Annotated in this window: 15 protein-coding genes; 9 read left to right on the top strand and 6 right to left on the bottom strand. The window is 64.8% G+C overall.

Annotated elements, in window-relative coordinates:
• Positions 1–12: 12 nt before the first annotated feature.
• A complete protein-coding gene (dapA, locus tag QZ656_RS19955) occupies positions 13–891 on the bottom strand; it encodes a 4-hydroxy-tetrahydrodipicolinate synthase (protein ID WP_291995265.1) in 879 nt (292 codons plus the stop codon).
• A gap of 147 nt (positions 892–1,038) precedes the next feature.
• Positions 1,039–1,965 (bottom strand): histone deacetylase family protein, encoded by a 927-nt coding sequence (locus QZ656_RS19960; RefSeq protein WP_291995027.1) that lies wholly within the window; start codon positions 1,963–1,965, stop codon positions 1,039–1,041.
• A gap of 103 nt (positions 1,966–2,068) precedes the next feature.
• On the opposite strand from QZ656_RS19960, the gene QZ656_RS19965 reads away from it, so the two are divergent.
• Genes QZ656_RS19965 through mltB form a run of 4 tightly spaced genes read left to right on the top strand, consistent with a single transcriptional unit; the run spans position 2,069 to position 6,978 of the window.
• Positions 2,069–2,995: an AAA family ATPase gene (locus QZ656_RS19965; RefSeq protein WP_291995028.1), complete on the top strand. Its 927-nt coding sequence runs from the start codon at positions 2,069–2,071 to the stop codon at positions 2,993–2,995.
• Positions 2,995–3,987: a DUF58 domain-containing protein gene (locus QZ656_RS19970; protein WP_291995029.1), complete on the top strand. Its 993-nt coding sequence runs from the start codon at positions 2,995–2,997 to the stop codon at positions 3,985–3,987. The genes QZ656_RS19965 and QZ656_RS19970 overlap by 1 nt, the downstream gene beginning before the upstream one ends.
• On the top strand, positions 3,938–5,953 hold the full coding sequence (locus QZ656_RS19975; RefSeq protein WP_291995030.1) for a DUF3488 and DUF4129 domain-containing transglutaminase family protein: 2,016 nt from the start codon (positions 3,938–3,940) through the stop codon (positions 5,951–5,953). Before QZ656_RS19970 ends, QZ656_RS19975 begins: the two co-directional genes overlap by 50 nt.
• Entirely contained in the window at positions 5,950–6,978 is a 1,029-nt protein-coding gene (gene mltB, locus QZ656_RS19980; RefSeq protein ID WP_291995031.1) for a lytic murein transglycosylase B, read from the top strand. The genes QZ656_RS19975 and mltB overlap by 4 nt, the downstream gene beginning before the upstream one ends.
• On the opposite strand, the gene rpoS is transcribed toward mltB, so the two are convergent.
• Genes rpoS through surE form a run of 4 tightly spaced genes read right to left on the bottom strand, consistent with a single transcriptional unit; the run spans position 6,975 to position 10,238 of the window.
• Positions 6,975–7,934, bottom strand: coding sequence for an RNA polymerase sigma factor RpoS (gene rpoS / locus QZ656_RS19985; RefSeq protein ID WP_291995032.1), 960 nt, complete (start codon positions 7,932–7,934; stop codon positions 6,975–6,977). The genes mltB and rpoS overlap by 4 nt on opposite strands.
• A gap of 5 nt (positions 7,935–7,939) precedes the next feature.
• Positions 7,940–8,842 (bottom strand): peptidoglycan DD-metalloendopeptidase family protein, encoded by a 903-nt coding sequence (locus QZ656_RS19990; protein WP_291995033.1) that lies wholly within the window; start codon positions 8,840–8,842, stop codon positions 7,940–7,942.
• Positions 8,839–9,498 carry a protein-L-isoaspartate(D-aspartate) O-methyltransferase gene (locus QZ656_RS19995; protein ID WP_291995034.1) on the bottom strand — a complete coding sequence of 220 codons (660 nt, stop codon included), beginning with the start codon at positions 9,496–9,498 and terminating at the stop codon, positions 8,839–8,841. The genes QZ656_RS19990 and QZ656_RS19995 overlap by 4 nt, the downstream gene beginning before the upstream one ends.
• The gene (surE, locus tag QZ656_RS20000) at positions 9,495–10,238 is read right to left on the bottom strand and encodes a 5'/3'-nucleotidase SurE (RefSeq protein WP_291995035.1); all 744 of its coding nucleotides are present in this window, start codon (positions 10,236–10,238) and stop codon (positions 9,495–9,497) included. The genes QZ656_RS19995 and surE overlap by 4 nt, the downstream gene beginning before the upstream one ends.
• Between surE and QZ656_RS20005 the strand changes: the two genes are divergently transcribed.
• The 5 genes from QZ656_RS20005 (at position 10,185) to QZ656_RS20025 (ending at position 15,200) form a co-directional block, all read left to right on the top strand.
• The gene (locus QZ656_RS20005; protein ID WP_366522207.1) at positions 10,185–12,539 is read left to right on the top strand and encodes a flagellin; all 2,355 of its coding nucleotides are present in this window, start codon (positions 10,185–10,187) and stop codon (positions 12,537–12,539) included. The genes surE and QZ656_RS20005 overlap by 54 nt on opposite strands.
• Positions 12,540–12,629: 90 nt before the next feature.
• Positions 12,630–13,013: a flagellar protein FlaG gene (locus tag QZ656_RS20010; protein WP_291995036.1), complete on the top strand. Its 384-nt coding sequence runs from the start codon at positions 12,630–12,632 to the stop codon at positions 13,011–13,013.
• 57 nt (positions 13,014–13,070) lie between these two features.
• Positions 13,071–14,495 (top strand): flagellar filament capping protein FliD, encoded by a 1,425-nt coding sequence (gene fliD, locus QZ656_RS20015; protein ID WP_291995037.1) that lies wholly within the window; start codon positions 13,071–13,073, stop codon positions 14,493–14,495.
• Positions 14,496–14,499: 4 nt separating this feature from the next.
• Positions 14,500–14,913 carry a flagellar export chaperone FliS gene (gene fliS, locus QZ656_RS20020; protein WP_291995038.1) on the top strand — a complete coding sequence of 138 codons (414 nt, stop codon included), beginning with the start codon at positions 14,500–14,502 and terminating at the stop codon, positions 14,911–14,913.
• On the top strand, positions 14,910–15,200 hold the full coding sequence (locus tag QZ656_RS20025; protein ID WP_291995039.1) for a flagellar protein FliT: 291 nt from the start codon (positions 14,910–14,912) through the stop codon (positions 15,198–15,200). Before fliS ends, QZ656_RS20025 begins: the two co-directional genes overlap by 4 nt.
• The last annotated feature ends 1 nt before the right edge of the window (position 15,201 follow it).

Genomic DNA, 15,201 nt, shown 5'->3' on the forward strand with positions numbered 1-15,201 from the left:
AGCACCCCGCACCTAAACGACTACGCCGGCCTGGCGCATGGCAGCCAGAACCTGCTCATGACACGCCGCCGATAGTGGCGTCAGCGGCAGCCGCAAACCGCCGTCGATCAGACCCAGCTGCTGGCACGCCCATTTGACCGGGATCGGGTTCGCCTCGCAGAACAGCTGCCGATGCAAGCCGAGCAAACGAGCATGCAAGGCACGCGCGACGATGGCATTGCCGGCAAGCGCGGCGACACACATCTCGTGCATCAGTCGCGGTGCGACGTTGGCGACCACCGAGATGTCGCCCTGGGCGCCCATCAGAATCAGCGCGCAGGCACTGGCATCGTCGCCGCTGTAGACCGCGAAGCCGGCCGGCGCCCGCGCGATCAGATCGGTACCGCGCTCGATATTGCCGGTGGCGTCCTTGATGCCGATGATGTTGGCGATTTCGGCCAGGCGCAGCGCCGTATCGTTGGCCATATCGGCGACTGTCCGGCCGGGCACGTTGTACAGGATGACCGGGATATCGACGGCTTCGGCGATTGCCTTGAAGTGGCGGTAGAGGCCTTCCTGCGTCGGCTTGTTGTAATACGGCACCACCGACAGCGCCGCGTTGGCGCCCGCCTGTTTGGCAAAACGCGTCAGCGCGATGGCTTCAGCGGTGGAATTGCCGCCGGTGCCAGCGATCACCGGAATGCGACCGGCGGCCTGTTCGACGGTAACGCGGATCAGCTCGCAGTGCTCGTCAACATTAACCGTCGGCGACTCGCCGGTGGTGCCGACGATGACGATGGCGTCGGTCCCTTCCTGCACGTGGAAATCGACCAGCCGGCGCAGACCCGGCAGGTCGAGACTCCCGTCCTCGTGCATTGGCGTGACGATCGCGACGATCGATCCAGTAATCATGGTCATGGCTAGGCGCCCGAGAGTTGGCCGAAAGGCTTCGACCGTTGAAATTCAAGCTGAGAATTCTAACCGAAGGCCGGCGCCTTGGCGATGGAAAAGGCCGCTAACGGGCACCGGTACTGGCGTTGCCGCGAAAAAAAACGGCCGTCAGAAGTCGCCCAGCACGCGCAGGTGAGCGACCACGCTGCGCGCCAGCGCCGACAGCGCATAGCCACCCTCGAGCATCGACACGATCCGCCGCTGCGCGCACTCTTCGGCCAGCTCGGTCATCTGGGCAGTAACCCAGGCGTAGTCCTTCTCGAGCAGTCGCAAGCCGCCCATCTCGTCTTCGTAATGGGCGTCGAAGCCCGCCGAAATGAGGATCATCTCGGGCTTGAATGCACGCAGGCGCGGCATCCACAGTTCGCTGACGACGCTGCGGAACTCGTCACCGTCGGCGTCTCTGGCGAGCGGCACGTTGAGCATGTTCGGCGCCGGATGGTCGGTACCACTGTAGGGATAGAAAGGGTGCTGGAAGGTGCTGACCATCAGCACCCGCTGGTCGCCCTTGAAGCAATCCTCGGTGCCATTGCCGTGGTGCACGTCGAAGTCAACAATCGCGACGCGCGACAGCTTGTGCGCGTCAAGGGCGTGCGCCGCGGCCACCGCGATGTTGTTGAAGAAACAGAAGCCCATCGCCGCGGCGCGCTCGGCATGATGGCCAGGCGGACGGACCGCACAGAACGCGTTCTGCGCCTGGCCGGCCATGACCAGATCGACCGCCAGCACGCCAGCACCGGCAGCGCGCAGGGCAGCTTTCCAGGTGTGGCGGTTCATCGCCGTATCGGGGTCGAGGTGAACGATCCCCAACTCCGGCGAAGCACGCTTCACACGTTCGAGATGCGCCGCGCTGTGCACCCGCCCGAGCTGCGCAAAGGTCGCTAGGGGGGCATCGTGATAGGCAAAATACGAGTCCAGCCCCTGCGCGATCATATGATCGCTGATCGCGCTCAGGCGCTCGGGACATTCCGGATGATACGAACCCATGTCGTGTAGCTGGCAGTCACGATGGGTGATGAATGCGGTGCTGGTCACTGTTGCCTTTCTGTCGCAACGGAAGCCGCCATGGGCACCCGGATCCGCGGGAAATTGAGTTATCTGCATTATTATCGTCCCAATTACGCCCCAACGACAACCCATGCCACTCGCCAACAGACAGTCCCCGCTCAGCGAAATCCTCGCGGCCGCCGATCAGGTCATTCTCGGCAAGAGCCGGCAGACGCGTCTGGCGCTGTGCTGCCTGCTGGCGAAAGGGCATTTGCTGATCGAAGATCTGCCCGGCGTCGGCAAAACGACGCTGGCGCATACCCTGGCGCGGCTACTCGGTTTCCAGTTCTCGCGGGTACAGTTCACCAGCGACATGCTGCCGGCAGACATCCTCGGGGTGTCGATCTTCGACCGCGAGCGCAGCGCTTTCAGGTTCCTGCCCGGACCCGTGTTCTCGCAGGTCTTGCTGGCCGACGAGATCAACCGTGCGACACCCAAGACGCAGAGTGCCCTGCTCGAGGCGATGGAAGAGGGACAGGTGACTACCGAGGGCGAAACACGACCACTGCCGCAGCCGTTCTTCGTGATCGCCACGCAGAACCCGTCGAACCAGATCGGCACCTTCCCCTTGCCCGAGTCGCAACTCGATCGCTTCCTGCTGCGCATCGACCTCGGCTACCCGGACCACAACGCCGAGCGCGCGCTGCTGGAAAGCGGTGGCCGACGCGAACAACTGCCGACGCTGGCGGCGCGTCTGGCGCCTGCCGCCTTCGCCGCACTGCAACAACAAGTAGCCGCGGTCCATGCCTCGCCGGCGCTGCTCGACTATCTGCAACTGCTGGTCGAGGCCACTCGTAGGGATGCGCGCCTGGTGCACGGACTCAGCCCGCGCGCCGCCCTGTCGCTGCTGGCGGCAGCACGCGCCTGGGCGTTTACCGACGGCCGCCAGATGGTCCTGCCCGAAGATGTGCAGGCGGTGCTACCGGCGGTCGCCCGCCACCGCCTGCGGCTGCTTAGCGGCAGCTACGCTGACGCCGAAGACATCGCGACGCTGATCCACAGCATTCCGGTCGCCTGATGGCCGCGCTGGCCGCGTTCCAGCGCCGGCTCTTTCGCCCGGCGCCCGAGCAACAGCTACCGATCGTCCTCGGTCAACGGCGGATATTCATCCTACCGACGCGCGCTGGCGTCGTCTTCGCCGTCGTTCTGCTGGTGATGCTGATCGGCGCGATCAACTACAACCTCGGCCTTGGGCACGCGCTGATCTTTCTGCTCGCCGGACTCGGCATCGTCGCCATGGTGCACACCTTCAACAACCTCTTCGCGCTGCGCCTGACGCCCGGGCGTGCGCCGGCCGTTTTCGCTGGCGATCTGGCGCGCTTCCCGATGCAGCTCGAAAATTCCCGTCGGCAGTCACGGCGGGCGCTCGAGTTCTCGTTCGCCGAACAAGCGGCGGCCCGCATTGACCTGCCGGCAGAGGGCTCGGCGACGGTTGCCATCGCCTACGCAACGCAGCGGCGCGGTCGCCTCGACCCGGGTCGCATCACGCTCGCCAGCCGCTATCCACTGGGGCTGTTCCGCGCCTGGAGCTACCTGTATCCGCGGTGGTCGTGCGTGGTCTATCCGAAACCGCTTTGGACACCGCTCCCCGCCGCGTCGGCGGCCGTCCACGCCGACCATGTCCAGGGCGACAACGGCCAGGAAGACTTTGCCGGCTTGCGGCCGCGCCAGAACAGCGACCCGATCCGGCACATCGCCTGGAAAGCGGTCGCCCGCAGGCCCGACGACCAGGCGCACCTGGTCAAGCAGTTCGCCGGTGGCGCGGCCGAAGAACTGTGGCTCGACTGGTCGCTGACGCCAACCGGCCGCAGCGCTGAAGAACGCCTGTCGATCCTCGCCGGCTGGGTCCTGAGCGCCGACGAACAGCAGGCGCGCTATGGGCTGAAACTGCCGGGACGAGAGCTCGCTCCCGGGCACGGCGAGACGCACCGCGGACGCTGCCTGGAGATCCTGGCGCTGCATGGCGAGAACCCTGAAAGCAAGGCGCCAGGCGATCGCCAGGCCCGCTGAGCCACTCGAACACGGCGCCGTGCCGTGGCTGCTGGCGGTCGCCCTGGTGACCGCCGGGCCACACGTCGGGCACCTTCCCTGGTGGCTCTCGCTGGTCGTTGGTGGCGCCCTGCTGTGGCGTGCCTGGCTGTGGCAACAAGCTCGCCGCCTGCCGCCGCGCTGGGCGCTGTCCATGCTGGTCGTGGCGACGCTGGCGGCGATCGGCTGGCAATTCCGCACGCTCTTCGGCAAGGACTCCGGCGTCGCGCTGCTGGTCGTCTTCATGGCCCTGAAGCCGCTGGAGATGACCAGCCGCCGCGACGCGATGGTGATTGTCATGCTCGGCTATTTCTTGCTGCTCACCCACTACCTTTACTCGCAGAGCATCGCCACCGGCGGCTGGCTACTGGGCGCCATCACGCTGCTCTCTGCGGCCTTGATCAGGGTGCACGGCGGCGCCCAACCGATCGCTGCCATCGCCCGTCATGCCGGCCTGCTGCTGGCGCAGGCGCTGCCCTTCATGCTCATCCTGTACCTGCTTTTCCCGCGCGTCTCGGGTCCGCTCTGGGGATTGCCAGAAGACGCCCATAGCGGACTCAGCGGCCTCTCCGAGCAAATGGCGCCGGGGTCGATCAGCCGCTTGACGCAATCCGCGGCGATCGCTTTTCGCAGCCGCTTCGTCGGCGAACTGCCCGAGAAATCCGATCTCTACTGGCGCGGCCCGGTGTTCGACGACTACGACGGTCTGACCTGGCGCGCCAGCGTCACCACCAGCAAGCCGCCGCCGCAGGCACCGACCATCGACGGCATCGGCCCGCCCTACGCCTATACCAACATCATCGAAGCGCACAACCAGCGCTGGCTGTTGGCGCTCGACGTGGCGACGACGCTACCGGCCGACGCCAGCCTGGCGCCAAGCCTGCAAGCGCTGGCGCGGGAGCCGCTGCGGGTCCGCTCGCGGTTTTCGTTTGCTTCTTCGGTAGACTACCGCGCCAACGTCAGCGAAACGCCAGAGACGCTGCGACAGGCGCTGGCGCTGCCGCCGGAAATCAACCCTCGCAGCCGCGCGCTGGCCGCCGGCTGGGCCTCACGACCGCCGGCAGAGATCGCCGCGGCGGCCCTGGCGATGTTTCGCCAGCAGGACTTTTACTACACGCTGGAGGCGCCGCTGCTCGGCGCCAACGCCATGGATGAGTTCCTGTTCGAGACGCGTCGCGGCTTCTGCGAGCACTACGCTTCGGCCTTCGTTTTCCTGATGCGCGCCGCCGGCGTGCCGGCACGGGTGGTCGCCGGCTACCAGGGCGGCGAGCTCAATCCGATCGACGGCTATCTGATCGTCCGCCAGTCCGATGCGCACGCCTGGGCCGAAATCTGGCTCGCCGGGCAAGGCTGGGTGCGCTTCGATCCGACGGCGGCGGTTGCCCCGGCCCGCATCGAGCAAGGCATCGCCGCGTCGCTGCCAGCGGGTGAAGCCTTACCGATCGTCATTCGCCTCGACAACGACTGGCTACGGCAGCTGCACAACCGCTGGGAGGCGGCAAACAACACCTGGAACCAGTGGGTGCTCGGTTACAATCCGCAGCGCCAACGTGAAGTGCTGTCGCGCTTCGGCTGGCGCGACGCCGATTGGCGCCGCATGAGCGCGTCGCTGGCGGTGCTGTGCGGCGTCGCGCTGCTGCTTGTCGCCGTATGGACGCTGCCGCGACGGCGCGCCGTCGACCCGATCCAGCGCGCCTGGCAGAAGTACTGCGGCCAACTCCAGCAACGGGGAATAGCGCGCGCCGAATGGGAAGGCCCTGGCGATTTCGCGCAACGCGTGGCGCGCGAGAGACCCGAGCTTGGCGAACTCACCCGCGAAGCAGCGGGCTATTATGCCGAACTGCGTTATGGCCAGAGAGGTGGGATTGGCCAGAACCGCGCTGCCGCGCTGCACCGACTACAACAATGCATCACCCGCTTGCCACCGCGAAGGAGAAGTTCAACTTGAAAAGACTAGGCAAAGCTCTGCTGTTCGGGCTGCTTGGCGGCCTGCTGCCACTGGCCGGCCACGGCGAGCAGGCGACAGAACGATTCAGCAAGGACCCGGAAGTCCAGGCCTTCATCCTCAACATGCACGAACAGCACGGCTTCGACATCAGCCACCTGAACAGCCAGTTCGCCGCCATTCAGTCGAACGCCACGGTCCTGCGCCTGATCCGCCCAGCGACCAGCCCCGGCACGCAGCGCTCGTGGCAACGCTATCGCCAGCGCTTCGTCAACGGCCGCCGCCAGGCCGGTGGCCAGAGCTTCTGGAACGAGCACGGGGCGCTCCTGCAACGCGCCGAAGCGATCTACGGCGTGCCGCCGGAGGTGATCGTCGCGATCATCGGCGTCGAGACCGAGTACGGTCAGAACATGGGCAACTTCGGCGTCTTTGAAGCGCTCGCGTCGCTGGCCTTCGATTACCCTCCACGCGCCGAGTTCTTTCGCGGCGAACTCGAGCAACTGCTGTTGCTGGCGCGCGAAAACGGCGTCAGCGCACTCGACATCAAGGGCTCCTACGCTGGCGCCATGGGAATCCCGCAGTTCATGCCGAGCAGCCAGCGCCGCTACGCCGTCGACTTCGACGGCGACGACCGCGTTGACCTGCGCAACAGCGCCGCCGACGCCATCGGCAGCGTCGCCCGTTACCTGCAGCAATACGGCTGGCAGAAGGGCGCGCCGATCGCTGTGCCGGCGCGGGTCAACGGCAACCCCGCCGCGCTGCTCGCCGAGGGCATCAAACCCGAGCAGACCGTACGGCAGCTCGGCGCGCGCGGCGTGGTGGTCGCTAGCGCCGCCGACGACGACGACCGCAAGGCGGCGCTGATCGACCTGGTGACGCCGGGCGAAGCGACCGAATACTGGCTCGGCTTCGACAACTTTTACGTGATTACCCGTTACAACCGCTCGAGTTTCTACGCGATGTCGGTCTTCCAGTTGGCCGAAGCGCTGCGCGAAGTGCGCAACAATCGCCAGGCAGCGGAGCGCTAGAGAATGTTGTCGCGGCTCACGCCACCGCGCCGGATGATCCGCCGCAGCTCATCGAGCGCCTCGATCTGAATCTGGCGAACGCGCTCTCGCGTCAGATTCAGATCGGCGGCGATTTCCTCGAGGGTGGAAGTATTGGCGCCGGCCAGACCGTAACGACGTTGCAGCACCTGCTGCTGTTTTTCGCTGAGCTGACCAAGCCAGCTGCTCAGCAGGTCGCCAACCTCGTTGCACTGCAATAACTCGTCGGGATCGATCACGCTATCGTCGGCGATCATCTCGCCGATGGTTCGCGACGGATCGACCTGCAGCGGTGCATCGAGCGACGTAATGCGCTCGTTGAGCGCCATCACCCGGCGCACATCCTCGACTGGCCGACCGATCAGGTGGGCGATCTGATCGAGATCGATCTCGCTGCCGTTGGCGGATTCCAGATGCCGGATGGCGCGCAAAACGACGTTGATTTCCTTGACCACGTGCACCGGCAGGCGAATCGTCCGCGACTGGTTCATGATCGCTCGCCCGATGCTTTGCCGGATCCACCAGGTAGCGTAGGTCGAGAAGCGAAATCCGAGTTCTGGATCGAACTTTTCTATCGCATGGATGAGTCCAAGGTTTCCTTCTTCGATCAGGTCAAGCAAGGCCATGCCGCGGTTGAGGAAATGCTTTGCGAGGTTGACCACCAGCCGCAGGTTGTGCTCGATCATTTTCTGGCGCGCCAGAAACTCCCCTGCCCTGGCCCGCCGCGCCCACGCCGCCTCCTCGCTCGCCGAGAACAGCGGTTTGGCGCCGATCTCGCTCAGATAGTGCTGCGTCAGATCGTTGAGCAGCTCCGCTTCGGGAGACTGGCCCGACGAGTCGTCGGACTCGGTCTCGGCGAGCGGCTCTTCGACTGAAAATCCTGGCTCACGAAGAAAGTCTTCGATGCGGTCGGGATCAGAGTCGTAATCGCCAGCCATGGCAGTCAGCGTGGCGGCAGATACTGGAGTGGGTCGACCGGCTTGCCCTGGCGCCGGACCTCGAAGTGCAGCTTGACCTGGTCGGCGTCGGTATTGCCCATTTCGGCGATCTTCTGCCCCTTGCTGACGCTCTGACCTTCCTTGACCAGGACGCTTTGATTGTGCGCGTAAGCGGTCAGGAAGGTGTCGTTGTGTTTGACGATCACCAGCTTGCCGTAGCCGCGCAGACCGGTACCGCTATACACCACCTTGCCGCCACTGGCCGCCAGCACCGGGTCGCCAGCCTTGCCGGTGATATCGATGCCCTTGGCGCCACCCTCGCTGAAAGTGCCGATCACGCGGCCGCTGGACGGCCACATCCAGCTGACGTCGGTGCCGCCTGAAACCGGCCCGGCCGGCGCTTCGTCGGCTTTGGCCGTGGCCGTGGCCACGGGCGGCGGCGCCGCTTTGCCCTGTGCCTGCGCTTGCGCCCTGGCCAGGGTGCTTGCCGAGTAGGCTTCCTTGCCGCCCTTGGGATCGCTCTTCAGGTCAGAGCCGACGCTGCTCAGAGCGCGTTGCTCGACCGCCGAGTGGGCGTCGATCGGCCGCACGACGGTGCCCGCGGCGGCAGGCGCAGCCCCTGGCGGCCGCACCCGCAGCTCCTGGCCGACGAGAATGTGGTTCGGATTATCGATACTGTTCCAGATCACCAGACTGCGAAAGTCCACGCCCTGATCGGCGGCGATCGAATGCAGGGTGTCGCCTTTCTTGACGACATAAACATCCTTGCTCGCCGTCGTAACCGTGCTGGCGCCGGCACCACGGTCGCTGACCGGCGATGGCGCCTTGCTGGCGCAGCCGGCGACAACGAGTGCTGTCAGAACAGCAACGACGGCACTATTGCTGGCGAGAAAACGTGGATCCTTCATTCGACTCCCGTAAGTAGCGGCACGAAACGCACAGCGTCAAGCCGGGTTTCGACACAATCTTCGCCGCGTTTTTCGATCAGCGCCAGTTGCTGTGTCGCCGCCCCCAGCGGCAGAATCATTCTGCCACCTGCTGCCAGCTGCTGCAGCAAGGCGGGCGGCACGCGCAAGGCCGCGGCGGCAACAATGATCGTATCAAAAGGCGCCGCTTCGGGCAGTCCGAGGCGGCCATCGGCGTGCTTCAGGCGGACCTTGAGCTGCTTGATCGCGCGCAGGTTGAGCTTGGCCTTGGCGAGCAGCGGCGCGATGCGCTCGACCGCGTAGACCTGCTCGGTCAGTTGCGCGAGAACCGCCGCCTGATAGCCACAACCGGCGCCGATCTCCAGCGTCTTGCCGAGTGGCCGGCCACCCGCGCACAAGGCTTCGATCATCTTGGCGACGACGTAGGGCTGCGAAATCGTTTGCGAAAAACCCAGCGGCAACGCCGTGTCTTCGTAGGCCCGTGAGGCCAGCGCTTCCTCGACAAAAACGTGCCGGGGCACTGCGGCGATCGCCGCGAGAACGTCTTCGTCCACTATCCCCTGCTCGCGCAAGCGCTCGATCATACGCGCCCGCGTCCGCTGCGAGGTCATGCCGAAGCCCGAAACGACGCGGTTCATTGGCCCAGCCAGCCGCGCACCAGCGACAGCTGGGCGTTGTGCGTCAGGTCGACCTGCAAGGGCGTCACCGAAACCTGATTGTGGTGTACGGCGTGGAAATCGGTCCCCTCGCCGGCATCCTGCGCCGCGCCGGCAGCGCCGACCCAATAGACCGTCTCTTGCCGTGGCGACAGCGTGCGAACCACGGGCTCGGCCTTGTGACGCTTGCCAAGGCGGGTGACGACGGTGCCGCGCAGCGCCTCCCAGGGGACATCGGGAACATTGACGTTGAGCAATACCGGTTCGTGCAGAGCCTGCTTTTCGAGGATAGCGATCAGCTCGCAGGCGACCCGGGCGGCGCTCTCGAAGTGCTCGCCGGTCTTGCTGCACAGCGAAACGGCCAGCGACGGGACGCCCAGCAGAAAGCCCTCGGTAGCCGCCGCGACGGTCCCCGAATAAATCGTGTCGTCGCCCATGTTGGCGCCGATATTGATTCCCGAAACGACCATATCGGGCAAGCCGTCGAGCATCCCGGTGACCGCCAGATGAACACAGTCGGTCGGCGTACCGTTGACGTAATAGAAGCCGTTGGCGGCACGCCTGAGCGACAGCGGTCGATCGAGAGTCAGCGAATTGCTGGCACCACTGCGGTCGCGTTCGGGAGCAACCACGGTAATCTCCGCGAGTTCCGACAGCGCCCGCGCCAGATGCTCGATCCCGGGTGCGAAATAGCCATCGTCATTGCAGAGCAGGATCCGCATCTCAAGTCCACCAACATTCCCGAAAATAAACGAGTTCAACGAATTCAACGAAACCGGCACGAGCGTCCGGGCAGCTGCAAACAGACAAGGAAAGCGGCGATCTGCCGGTCTGTTCGCCAGCGACGGAAAGCGGCGCTGCCCTGGCGCGTCCGATCACCCACTCCGCCGCCCATCACGTCACCCGCAGCGGCTGATCGCCAGGCCCCTTGCTCGGCTTTCCGGCAGTGCCGACCGTCCACGCGCCGACGCTGGCAAAGCGGGGCTAATTATAACCGCCTGCAGGCATCGCTGAAAGCACCGTTGAAAGCGCCTGAAGGATCCGGCGAGCGTCCGCTCCGGCGGCAAGGCGCAGGACCAGCGCCTGCAAGTGCCGCCCTAAACTTCGCCAGCCGAATGCCGATAAAGAACTCACGCGGCAGGCCCACAGAAAAAACCTCAAGTTTTCCAGCAGCCAGTCGTAAGCAGAATTGTCAACCAAACAATCGCCACCCAGGCGGCGCCGGCAGGAAGCTCACCGGCAACCGAAGTCCATCTGATCGTGATAGGAGAAGGAAAATGCCCCAAGTCATCAATACCAACGTCGCCTCGCTGAACTCGCAGCGCAGCCTCAACATGTCACAGAACACGCTGGCCACCTCGCTGCAGCGCCTGTCCTCCGGTCTGCGCATCAACAGCGCCAAGGACGACGCTGCCGGCCTGGCCATCTCGCAACGGATGACCTCGCAGATCAACGGTCTCAACCAGGCATCGCGCAACGCCAACGACGGCATCTCGCTGGCGCAGACGGCTGAAGGCGGACTGCAGAGTATCACCGAGTCGCTGCAGCGGATGCGCGAACTGGCTGTGCAGTCGTCGAACGCGACCAACACCGCGACCGACCGCGCCGCCCTGCAGAACGAAGTCGACCAACTCGTTCAGCAGATCAACACCGTCGCCGGCCAGACCGCTTTCAACGGTGTCAAGGTGCTCGACGGCACCTTCAACTCGCAGTCTTTCCAGGTCGGTGCGAACAGCGGTGAAACCATTTCGATCACGTCCATAGCCAGCGCCAAGGCCAATTCGCTGGGCGTCGGGACCACATCAAGCTATACGACGTCGCTCACTTCGACAGTCACCAATGGCGCTATCTCGACCGGCGGCATCACGGTCAACGGCTATGGCGTCGGCCCGTCGGTAAGCGACGGAGTTTCCAGCTCGGCCAGCGTCACCGGCGCGGCCGCGTCGTCCGGAGCCATTGTTGACGGCGACGTGAAGATCAACGGTGTGTCGATCGGGGCGACCAGCGCCGGCGCCGATGCCACGGCGCAGGGTACGGCCGTCGCCGCGGCGATCAACAGCGTGACAGCCACCACCGGCGTCGTCGCCACCGAGGCCGCCGGCGTCATCACCTTGACCTCCAAAGACGGTCGGGATATCAAGATTGAATTCACCGGCATCGAAACCCAGGAAAATACTGGCCTGACGGCCGGCACCACGACAGTTGGATCGGACAGCGCCATCGCCAAAGCGGCAGCGTTCAACACAGTGAGCGGGCAAACCGGCGTATCGGCCGCGGCCACCAAAACGAGCGTCACCAGCGGCGCTCTCTCGGCCAATGCGGGCGTTGCCGGCGACAGTAGCAACTACATCAAGATCAACGGCGTCAAGCTGGGCGCGATCTCGGCCGGCACCAATGGCAACTTCACGGACCAGGGCAACAACGTCGTCGCCGCGATCAACGCCGTCTCCAACCAGACCGGTGTCACCGCCACCTTCGCCAGCGGGAAAGTCAGCCTCTCAGCATCCGACGGCCGCACGGTTACCGTCGAGACCAAGGGCGCTGCCGCGGCCAGCAACACCGGCTTTGTAGCGGATACCACCACCAACACCTATGGCGGCATCAAGCTCTCCTCGACCAGCAGCGCCGGGATCAACGTCGGCGGCGCCAACCTCGCCACGACGGCACTGACCTCCGGCCAGCACGACGCCGAGGCAACCTTCGGCACCGGCGTCGCCAGCCTCGATCTGACCACCGCCAGCGGCGCGCAGAATGCGATTTCAACAATCGACTCGGCGCTGGCCAACATCAACGCCAGTCGAGCGAACCTGGGTGCGGTACAGAACCGGTTCAGCAGCGTCGTCAGCAACCTGTCAACGACGTCCGAGAACCTGTCGGCGTCGCGCAGCCGGATCGTCGATGCCGACTTCGCTGCCGAAACGGCCAACCTGACCCGCGCGCAGATTCTGCAACAGGCCGGTACGGCGATGCTGGCGCAGGCCAATTCGCTGCCGCAGAACGTGCTCTCGCTGCTGCGAGGCTAAGCGGAGAGGCTGCAATCGCAGTAAGATCGGGGGCGCGGTCGCGGTGTTGCCGCGATCGCGCCTCAGTGCCTCTTCAGCAAGGAGTGTGAGATGAGCATCGAAGCCACAGCCGCATCTCTACCACCCCAGGGCAACCCGGTGGTCGGCGATACGGCGCGCGAAGTCAACAAGGCGCCCGCCGCGACCACGCCCAAGGCGGTCGATCCTTCGCAAGCGCCCGCGCAGCAAGTGCAGCAAGCACAACGCCCGGACCGCGAGAAGCTCGAAGTAGCCACGCAAAGCGTGCGTGACTTTGTCAAACCAATCAACAACAATCTGGAATTCAGCGTCGACGGAGATACCCAGAAACTAGTGGTCAAGATCATCGACCGCACGACCAAGGAAGTCATTCGCCAGATTCCGTCGGTAGAAATGCTGTCCATTGCCAAGGCACTGGACAGCATCAAGGGGCTGTTTGTCACGCAGAAGGCCTGAAAAGCAAGCAGAACGCGCCGGCCGCAGCTTGTTCAGCAAACGGCGCAGGAGAAAAGCATGGCCATTGCCTCACCGGGCTTAGGCTCGAACCTCGACGTCAATAGCATCGTCAGTCAGTTGATGTCGCTGGAACAACGTCCGCTGACCGTTCTGGCGCAGAAGGAAGCAGGCTACCAGGCGAAAATCTCGGCACTGGGCTCGCTGCAGGGGGTGATTTCGGCGCTGCAAAGCGCCTCCGCGAACCTCGTTCCGGCAAGCGGCACGACCGCCACAGAAAAATTCTCGATTCTGAAGGCCGCGGTGACTGACTCGACCATCGCTTCGGTCACCACCTCGTCGAGTGCGGTTGCCGGCACCTACAGCCTCGAAGTGAACCAACTCGCCAAGCAGCACAGCCTGACCACGGCAACCGGCGCGCCATCGCCCTTTTCCGGCGCGGGCGAAACGCTGCCGCTGGGCGGCACGCTGACGCTCTCGCTGGACGCGCTCGGTGGCAGCAGCCCACACACGACGACCGACATCAGCATCGCCGATGGCGCATCGCCCGAGGAGATCCGCGACGCCATCAACGGCGCCGGTGCCGGGGTAGTCGCACTGGTCATCAACGGCGTCGACGGCAAGCAGCTGCTCGTGACCAGCACCGCGGCCGGCAGCAACCAGTTCATCAAGCTGTCCGGAATCGCCGGCCTGTCTTATGACCCCGACGCGGCACCGCAGCCGCTGACCGATGCCTTTGTCCAGTCGCAGGCCGCGCAGGGATCCAGCTTCAAGCTCAACGGGATTGCCGTCGAAGGCGTCACCAACAGCGTCACGACGGCTGTCGATGGCCTGACGATCAACCTCATCAAGGGACCCGAAGCGCCAGCAACCGGGATCAGCACGACGCTGACCATTAGCAAGGACAACTCCAGCCTGACCGCCGGCGTCAATGCCCTGGTCAAGGCGTTCAACGATTTTCGAACCACCTCCAACAGCCTCGGCAGCTACAACGCGACCACCAAGCAGGCCGGCGCGCTCAACGGCGAAAGCACCCTGCGTACCGCGCAGAACGCTTTTCGTAGCGCGCTTGGCAATGTCCCCGCCGAACTTTCGGGTGCCACGCTGCAACGCCTGTCCGACATCGGCGTGAGCATTCAGAAGAACGGGACGCTGGCGGTGGACGCGGCCGCGCTGAGCGCGGCAATCGGCGACGATTTGAGCGCCGTGGCCACACTGGTTGCCGCCTACGGCAGCGCGTTCAAGAGCGCCGCCGATGGCATGGTCGGCACCGGCGGACTGATTTCCGCGCGCAGCGAAGGCCTCAGTTCGTCGATCCAGGGCCTCGGCAAACAGTCCGAGACCATAAACAAAAGGCTGACCGAGATCGAAGCGCGCTACCGCAAGCAATTCACCGCCCTCGACGTTCTGATCTCGGGGATGACCAAGACCAGCACCTTCCTCTCGCAACAGCTCGCCATCTTGCCTAATTTCAATCAGAGGTAGAAGAATGTTCGGTAACGCACGACAAGCAATCTCCGCGTATCAGAAAGTCGGCGTCGACGCGGCGATCGAAGTCGCCGATCCGCACCGGCTGATCCTGCTGCTGTTCGCGGGTGCCCAGGCGGCGATCGGCAATGCCCGCGCGGCCATGCAGCAAAAACAGATCGCGGCGCGCGGCGAGGCCATTTCGAAAGCCATCGACATCATCGGCAACGGCCTCAAGGTAAGCCTCGACCTCGAACAGGGTGGCGAGCTTGCCGAGCGGCTCGACGCACTTTACGACTACCTCGTGCTGCGCCTGTTGCGTGCCAATATGGGCAACGATCTGCGGGCGCTGGAAGAGGTCGCCGCCTTGCTCGAGGAAGTGCATGGCGCCTGGCGAGAAATCGCGCCGAGTGCGCAACAACAAGCGGTCGCATGACGTCTTCGCTGGACGCGCTCGAACAACTGCAGGAACTCTCCGAGGCCATGCTGCGCGCGGCAATCGAGCAGAACTGGGAAACGCTGGCCAGTCGTGAAGCCGAACGGCGCGCGCTGGCGGATACCCTGCCCGACGCGGCGAACAGCCAGTCGACCAGCGCCGAGCAGGCGCGCGCGCGCGTTCTGATCGAGACCTGCCTGCACTGCGATGCCCGTATCCGGCCACTGGTGGCGACGCGCATGAACGAACTCAGGGTGCTCCTGCGCGAATCGCCAGCAGGCGCCTGAG

The organism is Candidatus Accumulibacter sp. ACC003 (genome assembly GCF_907163085.1).
Classification (GTDB): Bacteria; Pseudomonadota; Gammaproteobacteria; order Burkholderiales; family Rhodocyclaceae; genus Accumulibacter.

Excerpts from the sequence above, each read along its gene's own strand:
- surE (WP_291995035.1), bottom strand. The coding sequence starts at position 10,238 with ATGCGGATCCTGCTCTGCAATGACGATGGCTATTTCGCACCCGGGATC.
- QZ656_RS19975 (WP_291995030.1), top strand. The coding sequence starts at position 3,938 with ATGGCGAGAACCCTGAAAGCAAGGCGCCAGGCGATCGCCAGGCCCGCT.
- fliD (WP_291995037.1), top strand. The coding sequence starts at position 13,071 with ATGGCCATTGCCTCACCGGGCTTAGGCTCGAACCTCGACGTCAATAGC.
- QZ656_RS20025 (WP_291995039.1), top strand. The coding sequence starts at position 14,910 with ATGACGTCTTCGCTGGACGCGCTCGAACAACTGCAGGAACTCTCCGAG.
- QZ656_RS19970 (WP_291995029.1), top strand. The coding sequence starts at position 2,995 with ATGGCCGCGCTGGCCGCGTTCCAGCGCCGGCTCTTTCGCCCGGCGCCC.
- QZ656_RS19965 (WP_291995028.1), top strand. The coding sequence starts at position 2,069 with ATGCCACTCGCCAACAGACAGTCCCCGCTCAGCGAAATCCTCGCGGCC.
- dapA (WP_291995265.1), bottom strand. The coding sequence starts at position 891 with ATGATTACTGGATCGATCGTCGCGATCGTCACGCCAATGCACGAGGAC.
- QZ656_RS20010 (WP_291995036.1), top strand. The coding sequence starts at position 12,630 with ATGAGCATCGAAGCCACAGCCGCATCTCTACCACCCCAGGGCAACCCG.
- QZ656_RS19990 (WP_291995033.1), bottom strand. The coding sequence starts at position 8,842 with ATGAAGGATCCACGTTTTCTCGCCAGCAATAGTGCCGTCGTTGCTGTT.
- rpoS (WP_291995032.1), bottom strand. The coding sequence starts at position 7,934 with ATGGCTGGCGATTACGACTCTGATCCCGACCGCATCGAAGACTTTCTT.
- QZ656_RS19995 (WP_291995034.1), bottom strand. The coding sequence starts at position 9,498 with ATGAACCGCGTCGTTTCGGGCTTCGGCATGACCTCGCAGCGGACGCGG.
- QZ656_RS20005 (WP_366522207.1), top strand. The coding sequence starts at position 10,185 with ATGCTCGATCCCGGGTGCGAAATAGCCATCGTCATTGCAGAGCAGGAT.
- fliS (WP_291995038.1), top strand. The coding sequence starts at position 14,500 with ATGTTCGGTAACGCACGACAAGCAATCTCCGCGTATCAGAAAGTCGGC.